The following is an 18,254-nucleotide window of genomic DNA, read 5'->3' as shown; positions in this document are numbered from 1 at the left end:
AATGCCTGCATCGTAGGCAGGCTATTGGTCTGTTGTAAGAGCCATTACCGATCAATTTCATAGGTCCAATGCTATGTCCAGCGAACCACTGTCCTTATCATTCAACCCCGCGGGGATCGAACTCGACCGTCGCCAGGGGCTGAGTCGGCAGCTCTATCAGGCCTTGCGCGTGCGCGTGCTCGACGGGCGGCTGGCCAGTGGCACGCGTTTGCCAGCCAGTCGGGATCTGGCAGCGGCCTTGGCGATTTCACGCAACAGCGTGGTCCGAGCCTACGATCAGCTCTACGCCGAAGGGTTTATCGAGGGGCGGGTAGGTGACGGGACGTATGTGGCGCAATTGCCTCAGGCGTCATTGCCGGTGAAAAAAATCGCCAAAAGGCTAGCCACGGCCTCATCCACACCGGGGGCGGAGTTACCGGTGGTCCCGTCCAGCACCGTCGTTTATAGCGGTGCCTTGGAGCGGGTTGAAAAGAACCATTTGGCGACGCCCCCGAGTGGCCCGCCCCGGGCTTTTCGAGTGGGCGTTCCGGCATTCGATCTTTTCCCGTTCGAGGTGTGGGCCAAGCTGAACGCGGCGTTCTGGCGCAAGCCCGATTTGCAGCAGCTGTGTTATGGCGCGCCCGAAGGGGATGCGCGCTTGCGTGCAATGATCGCGGCGTATTTGCGCAGCTCTCGTGGCATGCAGTGCACGGCGGAGCAAATTGTGATCACCAGTGGCGCACAACAGGGGATCAGCCTGTGTGCGCAATTGCTGGTGGAACCGGGTGATGTGGTGGGTATCGAGAATCCCGGGTATCGGGCGGCCGGTCATGCGTTCGCGGTGGCAGGAGCGCGATTGCAGGGGGTGGCGGTGGACAGTGAGGGCATTGACTGCACCGAGTTGGCGGCACTGGGCGATTGTCGTCTGGCGTACGTCACACCGTCGCATCAGTACCCGACAGGGGTGGTCATGAGTCTGGCGCGTCGCCTGGAATTGCTGGCCTGGGCCGAGCGCGCCCAAGGCTGGATTGTCGAAGACGACTACGATGGCGAATACCGTTACAGCGGCGCGCCGCTGGCGCCCTTGGCCGCACTGGATCGTCAGGGACGGGTTTTGTACGTCGGGACCTTTGGCAAAGTCGCTTTCCCGGCTCTGCGTTTGGGGTATCTGGTTTTGCCCCCGGCGCTGGTCGCGGCGTTCTCTCAGCGTCGGGCGGTGGATGTCCGGCATTCCGAGGTGAGCACTCAAGCGGTAATGGCCGAGTTCATGGCCGCCGGGCATTTCCAGCGCCACATCCGCCGCATGCGCCGTGCAGCACTGAGCCGACGTAACACATTGTTGGCCGGATGGCCGCAGAACATCCAAGGTGTTGGCAGCCTGCCCGCAGTGGCGGCAGGTTTGCACTTGACCGTGGCAGTCGACACGCTGGCCCGTGAGCGCGAACTGATTGAAAAAGCCGCCAGCATCGATGTCGAGATCAATGCGCTGAGCAGCTACTGGTTACCGGACTCGCAAAAACCCGTGGACCAGCGAGTGGGGCTGGTCCTCGGTTTTGCAGCGGTGCCCGAGGCGGCGATCAGCGAAGCGCTCGGGCGTCTGGAAAAAATCTGGCGTCGATAACGTCAGGTTTTGGCCTTCGGTTCCCGTTCCAAAAACAGCTGGCGCAGGTCGGGCTCGACGATTTTTCGCAGGACGCCATCAATGGCCTCGAACGTGTTTAATGCTGCTTGCTGCTCGGCAGAGAGCGTCTTCAGATAGTCATCCGAGATTTTCAGGTGTGCCGCTGTGGGGTGGTCGGCCGGGCTGGTGAAGGTTTCATAGTGAAAATGCGCAACCCATACCGGCTTGCTGTTTGTCTTGTCGAGAATCCGGTATTCCTGAAAAAAGTCACCCATGCCTTTGGTCTGGATTCGCCCTCGCTTGTCGGGATCGATTTCAACCTGCTTGTTTTCATGCAGCCATTTGAAAGCGGTTTGTGTCGGTTTTCGCTGTTGGTACAGCCTCGCTCGAACGCTGACGCCTTCTTCACGCATTCGACGGGCCGCCGTACGCATTTCGAGGCTCAAGGAAGCGATCGGTGGCGGGACGCCGTCTTCATTTTTAATCCGGATCATCGCCTGATCAACGCTGTTGGCGCTTTGCTCCAGTTTGAGAGCGTGTTGATCAAACAGATCCTGTATGTCAGCGGGTATACGCCTTGGACGCAACGCGTCTTTACCGGTGCGCTCGATGAATTTAGGCGTGTCCAGATTCAGTTCAATGGCGGCTTCGATAAGCTCCATGTCCTTTGGCGTCGAGACCGGCTGTTGGCGAAGCACTGGCGAAATTGCAGTGAGGGGATCGTCCGTAGTTTTTGTGGTTTCGCTGTGGGTGGGGGCTCGCGGCCGGGTTTTTCGTACTTTGACAGGTTGATGTGATGAGGCCTGACGACTGTGCACTGTCGGTTGTTGCACCTCCACCGGCTCAGGCTCTGGCTCTGGCAGCAAAGCCTGGAGTCGGGTTTGGGCCAATTGCGCGAACTCGTCGATAAGCGCGCGCAAGTGATTGAGTCGGGGCTTTTTGACCAGGCCGGGGTAGGCGTCTGGCAACTCCTGAATGCGCTGATCGGCATCGGCGAACGTCTCGATCAGCTTACTCAAGTCTTCAATACGTGCCTGCAGAGGGCTGTTGTCATCGACACCCGATGTAAAGTCCGCCACTTTATTCGCGGCTTTGGCGGCACTCACGACGATTTTGCCTACGGCCTCCCGTGCCTGGGGCATCAGGGCACTGGCCTGCTCTTCAATACACAGTGCCTGCGCCATGCCTATCTCGTTGGCTTTCAGATCCAGCGCGGTGAACGACGGTATGAGTTTATTGAAGTTTATCGCTCTCTCGATACCGGCCCTTCCTGCCGCGTGCATACCCTCAATCGTCGATTGTGAAAGCTCCAGTTTTTCGGCCATCTCGTGGCTCAGATCGGTCGCCAGCTGAATCCTGTCCACATAGGTTTGTATGGGCATCGGTTCTGTCTGGCCGGTTTCGGTCAGCATTCTTGTCGCCTGGGCATATTCGGTCTTTTTGATGACGAACCACAATGACAGATTCTTTTGCAGCAACGTACTGATGCGCAGCAACTCATAGACGTAGTCTTTCGTCCCGCCGAGGGTGCGCCATTCACGTAGTTTTTCCAGCGCCTGCTGGTACACAGCAATGGTGACGTCCAGTTTTTCGACGTACGCCTTGCTCAAGCGTTCGAAACTCTTGTTGTCCGAGTGCCGGAGTTCTGTTTGCAAGGTTGTAAGCTCACTTTCCATCGCCTTGTCCCGATTTTTGAAGGCGCTCAGAGCTTCTTCCAGTTCATGCAGGCGTAACTCTTTAGAGACGACCAAGGGTTTGCTGAAAGCATTCCCACCTCCACCACGCAGGCGCAAGCGCAGGTCGATATGCCACTGGCCCTTGGTGTTATGTGTCAGCAGCGGACCGGGGCGGTTCAGAACGACAGGGTCAACGATATGAGCCTGATCGTCGCCGTCGACCATGACCTGGAACCATCGCTCGCCGATTTGAGCAAAGCTTTTGTCATTGAGCTGATAGAGGTGAGGGGGCGCTACGTTCACCTTCGTCACGTTCTTGTCGGTAATATCGATCGCCGAGACCTTGAGGGTGTCCAGATAGGTGCCCAGCGCCGTAGGCGTTCGACGAGGCACTGACCCGGCCACCTCAAGTGAAGAGCAGTGCTCGGACGTAAGTTCAGCGACTAATGGGACCGGGTCGAGTGTGGCGGTGGCTGGCTCTATCCCCAGCATCGCTTGCGTTTCTATCGGCGGCCGTGAACGTTGCGGTTTGCCGAACACAACTTTGCGACGCATCGCGGCGTGGTGGCTGAGGGCTATCCCCGTGATCAGCAGAAGGTCCGACACCGACGTCCATTCAATGAAGCTGTCGCCCTGATCACTGGCGTCGATGGCCTGTTGGATCTCGTTGAGGGTCTGCCACACCCAGACGGCCGTTCCGACGGCGCCGGTGAGAAAATTCGAGGTGACAGCGAACAATGCCCAGCTACTTTCCTTGAGCAGGCTCCAACGTCGTTCGCCGTTGGAATGTGACTGGCGATCAGCGAGGTCGACCAAGGCCTGGGCGTTACGCTTGAACAGTGCTGACAGGAAATTACCGGTCATTTCGTCGTTCTCGACCGTCACGCGCCCGAACCTGCCCGCCCGTTGCAACGGGTTGACCAGCTGTTCGGCCACGAGCCAAGGGGACGGCAGGCCGGTGGGGAAAACATACTGGGCATATTCATAACTCAGCGTGGTGTCGGGCAGCCATGCGAGCACTGAGTCCCTGAGTTCTCCGGGATGATGTAGCGCGTACAGCAGGTTTTGTCTGGAGGGGAACTGCAGCAAGGGCTGGTCCAGCATCGGACGATAAAGCAGGCACGGCCCGCTGTCGGCATTTTGCGGGCTGATGATGAACATGTTTTCAACGGTGTCACTGCTACCGATCACGCGATGTTGCGGCGTCAGCGTGAGTGGGTAGATGGCGACGGAACGGGTCTTTTCGGTGTTGGTTTCGAGCAACTCGCAAATGTATCGGTAGCCGCGCTCATCAATACCCGCCTCTTGTTTGACCTTGCCTTCGAGCGCCAGGAGCGGCAACAGCAAGCGTAACTGGTCGCAGTAGAGTTTTTCCTGACGGCTGGATTCGACAGGATCATCCATCAGCTTGCGCTTGATCAGCGCGGGGTAAGCCTCGCCGATGTTGACTTGTGCAGCCAGGGTTGTGAGGAACGCCGGCGTGAGCCATTGCGGAACCGGCTGATCGTGCATGAACGATACCGTCGCCATATAGGGCGCGTCATTCTCCATGGCGAACTCGGCAAGCGTTTCCGTGCGGTGGTCGAGGGGATTGGGCAGCGTGAAGTTATCCGCGGTAAAACTGTTGGTGATGGTGATCTGCAATTCATTCAAAGGCAGATTCGCGGCATCGACTGCGCGGCTATCAGCGATGATCGCTTCACGCATCAGGCGCTGGGCATGGTCGGTGATGGACGGAATCTCGTCTCTGGCTGCCTTGCGGTCTGGCTGACGATAGAGTTTGCCCAGGGCGGTGATGTAACGACCGTAGTCTTGAATGTCGTTGGGCGATGCGTAGCGCAGCCAATCGGGAATCGCTGCGTTCAATTGCATGAGCCGCGCGCGCTCGGTTTTGTCGAGCCCGGTTTCAAGTTCAACGGCATCGCTGACCGGTGCCTCGAGGTACCTCATTGAGTCTATGGCATCGAGCTGTGACGAGACCAATGCCCAGGCCATATGGTCGAAGACGTTGCCTTCTGGTTCGAACAGCCGCCAGGTCAAGGCGCGTCCTGCCAGCTGTTCCTCCAGGCGGGCGGGCAGCGATGTGCCCAGTTGTTCCATGGAGCTGAACGATTCATAACCGCGCTCAATCGTATACATCACCATCAACTCGCGTTGGCGATACGTGGCCTTGAGCACCAAGGCCCCGCCGATCAAGAGATGGCTGGCTACTTTGTTTTCAACGGTGTCGATATCGATCAGGCTCGCCTGAATGACCGACAGGTCGCTGATTGAATGTTTGCGTGTGGCTTTGTCCGGGTCTTTAAACACCTCGCGTGCCATGGCGCATTCATCGGCGTCCCAACCTTTGACCGTTTGCACATTCAGGGCATTGCGCAATGAGTCGGATAGTTCCTGCCACCGTGGGATTTTACGGCCTTTCTGGTTCCAGAAATCCAGCTGTCGCTTTTGCAGCTCGACGAACAGCAGAGGCGCCGAGTCGTTGAGTACCTCGGCAATTTCTTCGATGCTGACGGCGAGATGAACCGGATCCTGGGCATCCTGCTCCAGGGTCAGGAAATGTTCGCCTTCGAGGTAATTGGCCTTTGTTCCATACAGGCTTTGAACGACAAGTGTGTAGGTGAGTGATTTGAATTCGGTCGGGCCCGTCTCGACGTGATCGTTCACCACGAGCCATTGCGGTGTGGCGATGAGCGTTTTGTCGGGGTCGATTTTCAGTGCTGGATAGCGTATTGCCAGTTTCTGGCGCAGCAGATCTGAAGCGACTTCACTCGGCTGCGGACCGTGACCGGTCTGGCTGACGAGATCACTTTTTTCGACAAGGGGCGTCGAGTCATTTGCGGACTCTGGTGACGGGGTATCAGTCATGTTGGGTACGTACCTGGGGGCGGTGATGAGGACAAGAAATGCCTCTCGGTTGCACCCAAGGTAGCGGGATGCCGATAGCCCTTGGCGGTAACTATGTATGCTTTCAAAGAGACCCGCGTCATCGCGGGTCTCGGGTTATTTAGCCTGGCGCGTGGCTCACGATGTTGAGGCGGAGGGCTTTGCCTTCGACAAAAACAGTGATCTGGCCAGATGAGGGCTGATTTCACTGCGATAGATCGCGATCAACTCGTTGTTGGTGGTGGCTGTTCGCAGGTCAAATGCGCCGCCCAGTGTTCGTTGCGCTTCGGTTTTCAAGTGCGCCGCGCTATAGGCCTGGGCGGCGGTGGAGGGCGTCGGGTAGTGGAAATGGGCGTACCAAAGCACTTTGTTGGAGGTGGCGTCACGAATTTCATACTCCTCGAGATAGTCTTTCTGGCGTCCTTTCAGCCGGTTTCGCCCCGGTTTCTTGACGATGGCGACCAGCCCTTTGCTGTGCAGCCATTCAACGCGAGCGGCAGTGGGCGGTTGTTGCTTGGTCATGCTGATGCGGGTAAGGCGACCCTTTTCGTCAAGACGGGCAGCGCCCTCATAGAGCTGTTTTGCTACGTCGACCGCTGATACCGGACCTGCGTCGGTGACGTTCAGGTCGATCAAGGCCCTTTCGATTGCGTCGGCTGCTTCCTCCATCCGGCGCGCCCGTTGCTGAAACATGTCCTCGATTTCTACAGGGATACGTCCTGGCCGTTTGGCGTGTGCTTCGGTTCGGCGGGTAAATGGCTCCAACTCAAGGAGCAATGCTTGTCCCGTCTGCATACTGGCGCTCAGGCCGGGGCGTACGGTAGTCGGTGACAGGGGCGTGCCTGACACATGTTCGAGCCAGACACCGGGAGTTTTCTCGTGAAACGTCATGACCTTTCCGCTGATCGGTGATGTCACATCGACCAGGTCGGTGCCCTGGGCGATCGTGCGCTCACGGAGCTTGCCGACGATCGTCCCCTTGAACCGGGTCTTGATAATACGTTTGGGCGCCGGGGCAGGTCGGGAGGGCCCGGGCGTCGGCTCGAGCATCCTGCGCTCATTCAGCAGGCTCGCGAGGTGTTTCACACTGCGCTCCTTGAAGGCTTCGATTCGTTGGCGCATCAGGTCCAGGGCGGGCTGTAGCAACTGTCCTGAGTATTCGTCGGGCAGATCGACAATCTGTAGGTCCAGGGTTGCAAATTGCTCCACCAGATCATTGAAGCCGTCGATCCGCTCCGGCAGCGCAAGTTCATGGTCTTCGGCCGCAAGGTCGAGTGAAGACAAGATGGTAAGGCCGGCATCTTCGACGAGCTTTTGCATGGCCTGGTGCGCTTGTGGGGTGGCCACTGTGCCGCTGTCGTTGAGGCATAACTCCTGAGCCAGGCTGATCTGGAACAGCTTCAGATCCTGCAGGTCGAACGACGGCAATTGCGCCTTGTACTGCCGGGCCGTTTCCACCGCCTCTTTGCCCAGTCGCATCAGTTCTTCGATTCGGGCCTGGGCGAACTCGATTTTTTCGATGAAGCCCTGGGTCATGTCGCTTGTGAGCTGATGGGTCTGGCGGGGTGTCTGAGCGCCCTCAATCGCCTCGTTATTCAGCAGGGCAAGAGACTTGCGCATGTGTTCACCGAATACAGGGTTTTGCCGGGTGAACCACTTCTGCGTCAGGAGTAGCTGATAATCCAGGCAGCTGGCAATCACCGGGCGGTAGTTGGCGATGGACTCAAGGGTGTTGAAGGTCTTGAGTTGCTCGATGTAGGTGCCGTAGGTCGTCAACTGTGAATTCAACAGATCGATCAACGACTGATGATTTGAATCGGTGGCGGTCTTTTCCGCTGCCGCGAGGTCCTTTTGCAGTTCACGCTTGCGGCCATCGAACGCGGTCAGTTGCTGTTTCAAGTCTTCCTTGAGTGTTTGGTTTTTGCGTTCGATTTCTTTGCGCGCTCTGCCCCCGCCGCGCAGCCTCAGTCGTGTGTCTATGAACCATTCGCCCTTCTCGGAGTGAATCAACAGGGGACCGGTTTTGGCAGGGATTTGCCTTGAGTCGACGATCTGCACATCACCGTTGTCATTGAGCATGACTTCGAACCAGCGCTGATCGACTTGGGCATACCACTTCTGCTCGAGCGGGGTCAGGAAACGGTACAGCCCGGTTGCGGCAGGCGTGGCTTTTAATGCAGCAGGTTTGGGAATCGCCAGGCTGTCCAGAACGACGCCAAGAGGCACTTTTGGCAGAAAACCGGTGGTGTAGACGGATGTTTCGTGGTTTTCCGGCAACTGGTCGGCGGCGAAATCGGCCCATTGAGTCTGAGTGGTTTTCGGGGGCAGCAGCGGTTTTGCAGCGGGTGTCGAAACCTTCTCGACAGTGCGCGGCACAGGCTTGTTGCGAGTTGCCGCATGATGAGAAAGCACCATGCCCAGAGACAGAAAAAAATCAGTCAGTGCCGCCCATTGATGATCGCTGTCGCCGACCTCGCGGGCTTCATTCGCTTCATGCAGGTCATCCATGATTTGCCAGATCCAGGCAGCCGTCGCGCCGATACGCCCAAGGAAGGGCAACGCACTATTGAATAGCATCCATGCGCCCTGTTTGAGCGTCGCCCAGCGGCGTTCGCCATTGGAGACCGATTGTCGATCTGCCAGGGTGATCAGCGCATTGGCGTTGGCGGTGAACAGTGCTGGCAGAGGCGGCTCAGGCAGTGGTGTCGCACTGATGGTTACAGCCCCCATCATGCCCAGTGCCGACGTGGGGTCGACCAACCATTGCGTGATCGTCCAGACCGACGGCAGCTCACCGGGGAAGACATATTGTGAGTAGTTGAAGTGCACGTTTTCCGGCAGCCAGGCCAGGACCGACTGGCGAAGCGCCTTGTCGTGTTTGATCGCGTACAGCAGATTCGCCTCGCTGGAGTACTGCGTCAGCGGATGATCGAGCAGGGGGCGAAACAGCAGGCAAGGTCCCTTATCGGCCAGTCTCGGTCCGATCACGAACATGTTGGCCACTTCGTCGGCCTTGTTATCGCTTCGTCCTCCAGGAACGAACGCCAACGGGCGAATGACCATTTCCAGCCCATCGACATAACGATCGGCAGCCTTTTCCTGTAAAGCCGCGACCACGTAGCGATAGCCCTGTTCGTCGACGCCATCGGTCTCGCCCTGGATCTTCAGTTGAAGCGCCTGTAGCGGCAGCTGCAGACGCAGGTGGCTGGTATAGAGGTTCTGTCGACGCAGGCTTTCGTTGGGATCGGCGAGCAGCGTGTTCTTGATCAGGTTCGGGTAGGTTTGCCCGATATTGACGGTGGTGACCAGCTCCTCCAGGTAGGCCGGCGTCAGCCACGCGGGCGCGGCCTCACCGTCTTGGTATTGCACCGTCTTGTTGCCAAGGGGCATGCCAAGCAGATTTTGCAGCGCGAGCTCGGCCAGCGACAGTTTCAGGGTCTGTGTCTTGCCTGGCACGATGACAGCGCCAAGGACGACAAGGCTGGTGATGCTGACTTCGATGTCCTCCAGCTTCAGGTTGGTTGCGGCTGAGAGATCCTTGATCTTCTGGTCGTTGATCATCTGATCGATCAGCGCTTGCAAGGCAAAGTCGGGGAGCGCGGGAATGCCCTCGTCAAAGGGTTTTCCGCGGTCCTGTTCACGCTGCAGCGCCAGATCCATCAAGTGTCGGCCGTAGCGCGTCAGGTCCGTGGGTGAAGCGTTTGTCAGCCAGTCCGGTAACAGGCGCTGGATCTGGCTGTAACGCGACGATACGGGTTCGTGGAAATCCGTGAAGCTTTTCGCCGCGGCGCCCACCTGCGGAGTAATGGAGGGTGTCAATGAGGCGGAGGCGTCGCCGATTGAGCCGATGACGTCGATCTCGAGGGCAATCAGCGCCCAGGCCAGATGGTCGAAAAAATTCCCGGAGGGCTCGTACAGACGCCATTGCAGCGCGCGATCACGCTTGGAGGAGTTAATGCGCCGGGACATCGTTTCGCCCAATGACGCCAGCGAGTCGTAATACCTGAAGCCTTCTGTGATCGAATGAGTAACGACCAGCGTGCGTTCATCCAGCGTGCCCACCAGTACGGCAATGTCCAGGACCCCCAGGTGTTCGCGGGTTGTATTATCGAGACTGTCGATATCGATCAGGCAAAGCCTGGTCTGGTATTTATCGTGGGATTCTCGTTCGTGCTTGTCCGGGTATTGATAAACGGAGAGGGCCATTTTTTGCGGGTCCTCGTCCCAGTCGGTCACCTTGTCGATGTTCCAGATGTTGTGCAGCGCATCGCGCAGCTGATGCCAGCGAGGTGTCGAGTCCGCCGTGCGCTGGTTCCAGTAGTCGAGTTGTTGCTCTTGATAGGCAATGAACAGCAGCCTGGCCAATCGGTTGAGCAGACAGCCGATGGCATCGATTTTGACTGGAAGATGAGTGGACGACTCGACACCGGGTTGCCGGGTCAGGAAGTGTTCACCGTCGAAATAGGCCACCGATGCGCCTGATAAACCCAGCCGCACCAGCACGTCGGTCAGGGATTCAAAGCGGCTGTTACCTGGAATGACCCGAGCATCGCTCATGGTCCAGACAGGCGTCACTACCAGGGTCAGATTCGGGTCGATGTGCAAATTCGGATATTCGGCGTCGAGGGCAGTACGCAATGAGTTCGCAGCGACTTCGCTGATCGAAGGACCTGTCACCAGTTGGGTCAGTATGTCTTCGGGGTATAGGGAGGAAGTGTCGGGCATGTCCGTTTCCTGTGTCCGTTGGAGCGCTGCAGGTGCAACGCTGTTGTCGGGCAAGGTAGAGGGCTGTCGGTGCCTGAAGGTGGTAGATATGTAGTGCGGACAAAAAAAAGACCCGCACGATGGCTAGCCGTAATGCGATCTGTAGCAGCTGGCGAAGCCTGCTGCTACAGATCGTGTTACGGCTGGTGATTTCAGGTGCCGGATTTGATCTTGGTCCAGGCCCGGGTGCGCGCGCGTTCGGCATCGCGTGGTAGCGGTTGCAGGGTATAGAGCGTGCTCATGGCCGTTTCGGTCGGGTACAGGTTAGGGTTGGTGCGGATCGCCGGGTCGACCATTTCGGTGGCGTCCTTGTTAGGGTTCGGGTAACCGACGAAGTCGCTGACCGGCGCGATGACCTGTGGTTGCAGCAAGTAGTTGATGAAGGTGTAGCCGTCTTCCGGGTTTTTCGCACCTTTAGGGATCGCGAGCATGTCGAACCAGATGGGCGCGCCTTCTTTCGGCAGGCGCATGTCGACGATCACACCGTTCTTGGCTTCCTTGGCGCGGTTGGCCGCCTGGGAGAAGCTGCCGGAGTAACCGACGGCGACGCAGATGTCACCGTTGGCGATGTCGGCCATGTACTTGGACGAGTGGAAGTAAGTGATGTAGGGACGGATCTTCATCAGCAGCGCTTCAGCTTTGTCGTAGTCCGCCGGCTTTTTGCTGTTCGGGTCCAGACCGAGGTGTTGCAGGGCCAGCGGCAGGATCTCTGACGGCGAGTCGAGCAGGGCGACGCCGCATTGCTTGAGCTTGCTGATGTTCTCTTCCTTGAAGATCAGGTCCCAGCTGTCCACCGGTGCATTGACGCCCAGCGCCGCTTTGACCTTGTCCGGATTGAAGCCGATCAGGATGGTGCCGTACATATACGGCACGGCAAATTTGTTGCCCGGGTCGTTGGCTTCGATCAGCTTCATCAACTTCGGATCGAGGTGGTTCCAGTTCGGCAGTTTGCTTCGATCCAGCGGTTGGAAGACGCCGGCCTCGATCTGCTTGGCGAGGAACACGTTGGACGGCACCACGACGTCGTACCCGGAGTTACCGGTCAGCAACTTGGCCTCCAGCGCTTCGTTGGTGTCGAAAATGTCGTAGACCAGTTTGGTCTGGCTGTTCTGCGCCTTGAAGTCGTCCAGCGCCTTGGGGGTGATGTAGTCGAACCAGTTGTAAACACGCAACGTTCGCTCTTCAGCGTGGACAACACCACTGAGCACCGCGGTGTATAGCAGCGTGGGGACGAGCGCTGGGGCGATAAAACGCTTGAGTCTGTTCATTGTTCTAATTCCTCATTGGGCGCTTTCAAAACCTTCGAGAACGTTCACGGCATTGATGCCGATTTCTTCCACCGCGTAACCGCCTTCCATCACGAACAGCGTCGGTTTGCCGAGGCCGGCGATGCGCGCGCCCATCGCCAGGTAATCCGGGCTGTCGAGCTTGAATTGGGAGATGGGATCGTCTTTGAACGTATCGACGCCCAGGGATACGACGACGATGTCCGCGCCGTATGTTTCGATCTCTTTGCAGGCCAGTTCCAGCGCTGCGCTCCAGCTGTCCCAAGCGCTGCCGGCGGGCAACGGGTAGTTGAAGTTGAAGCCTTCGCCTGCGCCTTCACCCGGCTCATCTTCATAGCCCAGGAAGAACGGGAACTCGGCTTCCGGATGGCCGTGGATCGAGGCGAAGAGCACGTCGCTGCGCTCGTAGAAAATTGATTGGGTGCCGTTGCCGTGGTGGTAATCGACGTCGAGGATCGCGACCTTTTTGTGGCCCTGATCGAGGAACGCCTGAGCGGCGATGGCGGCGTTGTTGAGGTAGCAATAACCCCCCATCAAGTCGCTGGCTGCGTGATGCCCCGGTGGCCGGCACAGGGCGAAGGCACTGTGGGCGCCGAGTTGGATAGCGGCTTGGGCGGTCAGTGCGACTTGGGCTGCGCTGTACGCCGCTTGCCAGGTTCCGGCCGTGATCGGCGCACCGCCGTCGAAGCTGTAATAGCCGAGCTGGCCATGCAGGCTGGTGGGAATGATTCGACGCAAGGTGCGGGCTGGCCAGGTGTAGGGCAGCAAATCGCCGTCGGTGCCGAACTCGGTCCAGCGGTCCCAGGCACCTTTGAAGAACTCGAGGTAGTCGCGGCTATGGATGCGCGCGATCGGGTCGAGGCCGAAATCCCGTGGCGCTTCGACCGGCCCGAGATTGCGCTGTTGCACGCGTTGCAGAACATGGTCGGCCCGAGAGGGCATTTCGAAGCAAGGCATCAGTTGCCCATCCATCAATTCACAACGGCCGTGGTGCAGGTGGTGATCGTCCGAGTAGATCGTCAGCATTTCTTGTTCTCCGCAGGCTGATTCGGTTGGACACAGTCTTACGGCGGGCGGCGTTTCGGAGAACGGCAGGAAAGGCCAAAAGGGGATTTATATGGCCAAAAGGTTTGACCGAAAATCGCCCCTTAGTGGCGAGAGTATGCCCTCACGTGGGGCGCGGTGTTCTTCCGGGCGCCATCGCGAGCAGGCTCGCTCCCACAGTGGATCTTCAGTAACTCTCGTATTTGTGTACGACTAAAACCCTTGTGGGAGCGAGCCCGCTCGCGAAAGTGGTAGCCCAGGTACCTCAAAACTCAGGGTCTGAACTGACTCGGCGCCACGCCGCTCCATCTGACAAACGCATGGCGAAAACTCGCGGTCTCGCTGAAGCCCAGTGCCTCGGCGATCCGGTAGATGGGCAGGTGATCTTCGCAGAGCATTTGCTTGGCCTGCTCGAAGCGCAATTCGTCGAGCAACTCCTGATAGCTGCAACCCAGGTCCTTGAGGTGTCGGCGCAGGGTCCGCGCCGAACAATTCAGCTGTTGTGCAAGCCCGTCGAGCCCGGGAGCGGCGTTCAATTGAGCCTTGAGCAATTGGCGAATGCGCCCCAGCCACGCCTGGCGCCCGGTGAATTCGGTGTTCTGTTTGCGGCAGCGTTCGGCCATGGCCTGGTGGGTGATAACGTCGGCCAGCGGCAGCAGCTGATCGAGCCAGCATCGGTCGAAGGCAAATGCGTTGTCCCGTGCCTCGAAGCGCAGTGGGCAGTTGAAGTGTTCGGCATAGGTCGATTGGTAGTCGGGCGCGGCATGTTCGAAGCGAGCGGCCAGCAGGGGTAATGGATGGCCCAGCAGGTCGTCGCAGATGACTTTCAACGACACCAGACAAAACTCGGCGTTGAACGCCGCCAGTGCCGGGCTCTCCCGATAATCGGCGGCGACGAACCAGATGCGCTCCCCGTCGTCTTCAAGGCTCAACTCGAAAAGTGTTCCCAACAGCGCCGGATAGCGTATCGCCAACCGTAAAGCGTCACCGAAGGTGGCACTTGTGAGCAGCGCATAGCCGAGCATGCCGTAGGAGGAAACGTGCATCCGACGGCCCAGTTCCAGGCCGATATCGCGCTTGAGTGCGACCGCGTTGGCGCAGACCTGCATCTCTTGATTAGTGGTGATGTGCGTGTCCGCCCGGCTTAAATCCGCCGCGCTGATACCGCTGCCGGCTAACAACTCTTCGCTGGACAAGCCATCGGCCTTGAAGGCGTCGAGTACCAACGAGACGGCGTTGAGGGTGGTGAGGTGGGAGTGGAGCATGCTCGGTTCCAGCGTGGGGATGCGGGAACCGAGCAACTTGTATGCCGACCTTTGGGCAACGCGTTAATGACCACTCAATAACGAGGCCGCTCCGGCGCCACTGAACAAACCTGCACTGATCCGGTTAAACCAGCTTTGGCCTTTGCCACTGCGCAGATACCGCGCCGCGCCATGGGCACCGAGGCCATAGGCCAACTTGCACAACAGGTCCAGCAGGGTCCAGGTTGCAATCATCACCAGCAATTGCGGCAAGAAGGGTTGCTGGGCGCTCAAAAACTGCGGCAGGAAGGCGGCGAAGAACAGGATGTCTTTCGGGTTGCTGGCGCCCAGTACGAACGCGCGGCCGAACAGTGCACGAAAACCGGGGACCGGTGCAGCCTGAGGCACTTCAGTGCTCCGGGATGGCTGACGCGATTGTTGCCAGCTCTGCCAGGCGAGGTAGAACAGGTACAGCGCGCCCACGATTTTCAGTGCGCTGAACAACTGCTCGGATGCCAGCAGCAAGGCGCCCAGACCCAGGGCGGATGCACTCAATAAGCAGATAGAGGCCGTCACGCCCCCCAGAAACGCCGGGTAGGAACGGCGCAAACCGTAATTCAGACTGTTGCTGATCATCAGCAAAGACAGTGGCCCCGGGATCAGGATCACTACCAGCGCAGCGCCGCTGAACAGCAGCCAGGTTTCCGGACTCATCACTTTCCTCCAAATGTGCAAAAGCCCCACCCGACGGGGTGGGGCTGGTTGAAGCTATGACCGCTTACAAGAAAACGAATTTGGCAATGAAGATCACGCAGAGCACCCACAGGCTGGCGGAAATTTCCTTGTACTTGCCGGTACCGGCCTTCAGCACCACATAAGTGATAAAGCCCAGCGCGATGCCGTCGGCAACCGAGAAGGTCAGCGGCATCATGATCGCGGTGACGATCGCCGGAATGCTGTCGGTCGCCTCATCCCATTTGATGTGAGCCATACCGCTCATCATCAGCATCGCCACATAAATCAGCGCACCGGCGGTGGCATACGCGGGGATCATGCCAGCGAGCGGGGCGAAGAACATGGCGGCAATAAATAGCACACCAACGGTCACTGCGGTAAGACCAGTCCGACCACCCGCGGCTACACCCGCGGCACTTTCCACGTAACTGGTGACCGGCGGAACACCGACCATGGCCCCGAACACACTGGAAGCACTGTCGGCTTTCATGGCGCGGGAAAGGTTCTCGATCCGGCCGTCAGCGTTTACCAGGTTGGCGCGCTGGGCGACGCCCATCAAGGTGCCGGCGGTGTCGAACATGTGCACGAAGAGGAAGGCCAGCACCACACTGATCATACTGACGTTGAACACGCCGGCGATGTTCATCGCCATCCAGGTCGGTGCCAGGCTTGGCGGGGCGGACATGATGCCCTCGTAGTGCACCAGGCCCAGGCCCCAACCGGCCAGCGTCACGGTGACGATACTGATGAGGATCGCGCCGAAGACTTTGTGGTAGCTGAGTACGGCGATCATCAGGAAGCAGATGGCGGCCAGCAGCGGGGCAGGTTCGCTCAGGGAGCCGAGCTTGATCAGAGTCGCCGGGCTGGCGACGATGATGCCGGCGGTTTTCAGGCCGATGATCCCCAGAAACAGTCCGACACCGGCGCCCATGGCATGGCGCAAGCCGACGGGAATGCTGTTGAGCAGCCATTCGCGGATCCGGGAGAAGGTCAGAATCATGAATAACACGCCGGAGACAAATACCGCGCCGAGGGCGGTTTCCCAGTTGTAGCCCATGGTGCCGACTACGGTGTAAGTGAAGAAGGCGTTCAAGCCCATACCCGGCGCCAGGCCGACCGGCCAGTTGGCGTACAGGCCCATCAACAGGCAACCCAGTGCAGCGGCGATGCAGGTGGCGACAAACGCGGCACCGTGATTGATGCCGGCGTCAGCCATGATGTTCGGGTTGACGAAGATGATATAGGCCATGGTGATGAAAGTTGTCAGACCGGCAATCAGCTCGGTCTTCACCGTGGTGCCATGAAAGCTGAGTTTGAAGATGCGCTCCAGCCAGCCATTGCGTAATGGCGGCGAGAGTTCCAGCGTCGGGGCTTCGGATTTGCGGCTTTCCACAGCGAGTACTCCTCAAGAGTTTTATTGTTATTTCCAGGGCCGGACCCATGAGGGTGGCAGCGACCCTTTGAGGCACTTGCGAATTTGTTGACCGCTTGGTCAGGAACTCGCACGAAGTGGATTATGCTTTTGTATACAAATAATGCAAATAATGTTTTTTGTTTTGTGGACGAAAAGTTTGGCAATAGGGATATATCGACAGGCAGGAGCGGCCTGAGGGGAGGGTAAAAACAAATAAACCGGCGCATGGGCTAATGCCGATCAGTTAAGAAAGTCTCAGGCGAAACACGCTCTTGGTAGCAGCTGGCGAAGCCTGCGTCCGGCTGCGCAGCAGTCGTAAAATCAGGCGGTGCGGTGTTTCAGGAAGACCTTGCGCTCAGGTTTTACGACTGCTGCGCAGCCGGACGCAGGCTTCGCCAGCTGCTACAGATCGCGTTACGGCTTAACTGACTGGCATTAGGCGCATGGGCCGGTTTATTTTTGTCTGAAATTTATGGTGTCTGGTCTGGCCTCTTCGCGAGCAAGCTCGCTCCTACAAGGGGAACACGGTCCACTGTGGGAGCGTGCTTGCTCGCGAAGGCGTCGCTCAGAGCACCATAAACCCATCAGGCTGCAGCGAAACGCTTGTCCAGATAATCAATGATCACCTTGGACTCATACATCCAGGTGGTCTGGCCATTTTCTTCGATGCGCAGGCACGGCACTTTGATCTTGCCGCCTTGCTCCAGCAGGGTCTGGCGATCCTGTTGGTTGTTTTTCGCATCGCGCAACGCCACCGGCACGTTCAGGCGGCGCAGGGTGCGGCGGGTTTTCACGCAGAACGGACAGGCGTGAAACTGATACAGGGTCAGGCCCTTGGCGGCCGTTTCGACCTGCGCCTGAGCGGCGGCAGGGCGCTGTTTCTTGCCCGGGCGGGTGATGAAGTCGATGAAGATAATCAGTTGGCCAAGGCCGACACGAAGCGCTTTAACGAACACGGTATAAGCCTCACGGGGCGAAAGAAGGCGCGCAGCTTACCTGATTTTCGCGGACGAAAAAAAACCGGCGATGAATGCCGGTTCTTTTCGTGCTGCGAATTACTTGATCAGGCTGAGAAACTCACTGCGGGTCGCCGCGTTTTCGCGGAACTCACCGAGCATCACAGAGGTGATCATCGTCGAATTCTGTTTCTCCACACCGCGCATCATCATGCACATGTGCTTGGCCTCGATCACCACTGCAACGCCCAGGGCGCCGGTGACTTGCTGGACCGCGTCGGCGATCTGGCGGCTGAGGTTTTCCTGGATCTGCAGACGGCGGGCGTACATATCGACGATTCGCGCGACCTTCGACAGCCCCAGCACTTTGCCGCTCGGGATATAGGCAACGTGAGCCTTGCCAATGAACGGCAGCAAATGGTGTTCGCACAACGAGTACAACTCGATGTCCTTGACCAGCACCATTTCACTGTTGTCGGAGCTGAACAAGGCACCGTTGGTGACCTCCTCCAGTGATTGTTCATAACCGCGGCAGAGGTACTGCATGGCCTTGGCGGCACGCTTTGGCGTGTCGAGCAGGCCCTCGCGGGAGACGTCCTCGCCCAGTTGGCCGAGAATCGCGGTGTAATTCTGTTCCAGTGTCACAGGG

General features: G+C 58.4%; 10 protein-coding genes. 1 reads left to right on the top strand and 9 read right to left on the bottom strand.

What is annotated here, in order from left to right; genetic code table 11:
• The first annotated feature begins 73 nt into the window (after positions 1–73).
• Positions 74–1,600 carry a PLP-dependent aminotransferase family protein gene (locus tag ACM6IR_RS00435; protein WP_414905869.1) on the top strand — a complete coding sequence of 509 codons (1,527 nt, stop codon included), beginning with the start codon at positions 74–76 and terminating at the stop codon, positions 1,598–1,600.
• A gap of 2 nt (positions 1,601–1,602) precedes the next feature.
• Here ACM6IR_RS00435 and ACM6IR_RS00430 read toward each other — a convergent pair whose 3' ends face one another.
• The 9 genes from ACM6IR_RS00430 to folE form a co-directional block, all read right to left on the bottom strand.
• The gene (locus ACM6IR_RS00430; protein ID WP_414905868.1) at positions 1,603–6,144 is read right to left on the bottom strand and encodes a dermonecrotic toxin domain-containing protein; all 4,542 of its coding nucleotides are present in this window, start codon (positions 6,142–6,144) and stop codon (positions 1,603–1,605) included.
• A 156-nt stretch (positions 6,145–6,300) separates the two neighbouring features.
• Positions 6,301–10,887 (bottom strand): dermonecrotic toxin domain-containing protein, encoded by a 4,587-nt coding sequence (locus tag ACM6IR_RS00425; RefSeq protein ID WP_414905867.1) that lies wholly within the window; start codon positions 10,885–10,887, stop codon positions 6,301–6,303.
• Between the two features lie 191 nt (positions 10,888–11,078).
• On the bottom strand, positions 11,079–12,194 hold the full coding sequence (locus tag ACM6IR_RS00420; RefSeq protein WP_414905866.1) for a polyamine ABC transporter substrate-binding protein: 1,116 nt from the start codon (positions 12,192–12,194) through the stop codon (positions 11,079–11,081).
• 12 nt (positions 12,195–12,206) lie between these two features.
• On the bottom strand, positions 12,207–13,238 hold the full coding sequence (locus ACM6IR_RS00415; protein ID WP_414905865.1) for a histone deacetylase family protein: 1,032 nt from the start codon (positions 13,236–13,238) through the stop codon (positions 12,207–12,209).
• A 290-nt stretch (positions 13,239–13,528) separates the two neighbouring features.
• Positions 13,529–14,521: an AraC family transcriptional regulator gene (locus ACM6IR_RS00410; RefSeq protein WP_414905864.1), complete on the bottom strand. Its 993-nt coding sequence runs from the start codon at positions 14,519–14,521 to the stop codon at positions 13,529–13,531.
• A gap of 63 nt (positions 14,522–14,584) precedes the next feature.
• Positions 14,585–15,214 carry a LysE family translocator gene (locus ACM6IR_RS00405; protein ID WP_414905863.1) on the bottom strand — a complete coding sequence of 210 codons (630 nt, stop codon included), beginning with the start codon at positions 15,212–15,214 and terminating at the stop codon, positions 14,585–14,587.
• A gap of 64 nt (positions 15,215–15,278) precedes the next feature.
• Complete coding sequence (locus ACM6IR_RS00400) at positions 15,279–16,628, bottom strand: NCS2 family permease (protein ID WP_414905862.1); 1,350 nt, start codon at positions 16,626–16,628, stop codon at positions 15,279–15,281.
• A 605-nt stretch (positions 16,629–17,233) separates the two neighbouring features.
• Entirely contained in the window at positions 17,234–17,605 is a 372-nt protein-coding gene (locus ACM6IR_RS00395; protein WP_414905861.1) for a glutathione S-transferase N-terminal domain-containing protein, read from the bottom strand.
• 99 nt (positions 17,606–17,704) lie between these two features.
• Positions 17,705–18,250, bottom strand: a complete 546-nt coding sequence (gene folE / locus ACM6IR_RS00390) for a GTP cyclohydrolase I FolE (RefSeq protein ID WP_201116383.1) — start codon at positions 18,248–18,250, stop codon at positions 17,705–17,707.
• Positions 18,251–18,254 lie beyond the last annotated feature (4 nt).

Source organism: Pseudomonas sp. IT-P253 (assembly GCF_949768125.1).
GTDB lineage: Bacteria > Pseudomonadota > Gammaproteobacteria > Pseudomonadales > Pseudomonadaceae > Aquipseudomonas.
The sequence above is the reverse complement of the archived record's forward strand: the minus strand, read 5'-3'. Positions and strand labels throughout refer to the sequence as shown.

What these genes read in the sequence shown, in the direction of transcription:
- ACM6IR_RS00435 (WP_414905869.1), top strand. Translation starts at nt 74, where the DNA reads ATGTCCAGCGAACCACTGTCCTTATCATTCAACCCCGCGGGGATCGAA.
- ACM6IR_RS00430 (WP_414905868.1), bottom strand. Translation starts at nt 6,144, where the DNA reads ATGACTGATACCCCGTCACCAGAGTCCGCAAATGACTCGACGCCCCTT.
- ACM6IR_RS00425 (WP_414905867.1), bottom strand. Translation starts at nt 10,887, where the DNA reads ATGCCCGACACTTCCTCCCTATACCCCGAAGACATACTGACCCAACTG.
- ACM6IR_RS00420 (WP_414905866.1), bottom strand. Translation starts at nt 12,194, where the DNA reads ATGAACAGACTCAAGCGTTTTATCGCCCCAGCGCTCGTCCCCACGCTG.
- ACM6IR_RS00415 (WP_414905865.1), bottom strand. Translation starts at nt 13,238, where the DNA reads ATGCTGACGATCTACTCGGACGATCACCACCTGCACCACGGCCGTTGT.
- ACM6IR_RS00410 (WP_414905864.1), bottom strand. Translation starts at nt 14,521, where the DNA reads ATGCTCCACTCCCACCTCACCACCCTCAACGCCGTCTCGTTGGTACTC.
- ACM6IR_RS00405 (WP_414905863.1), bottom strand. Translation starts at nt 15,214, where the DNA reads ATGAGTCCGGAAACCTGGCTGCTGTTCAGCGGCGCTGCGCTGGTAGTG.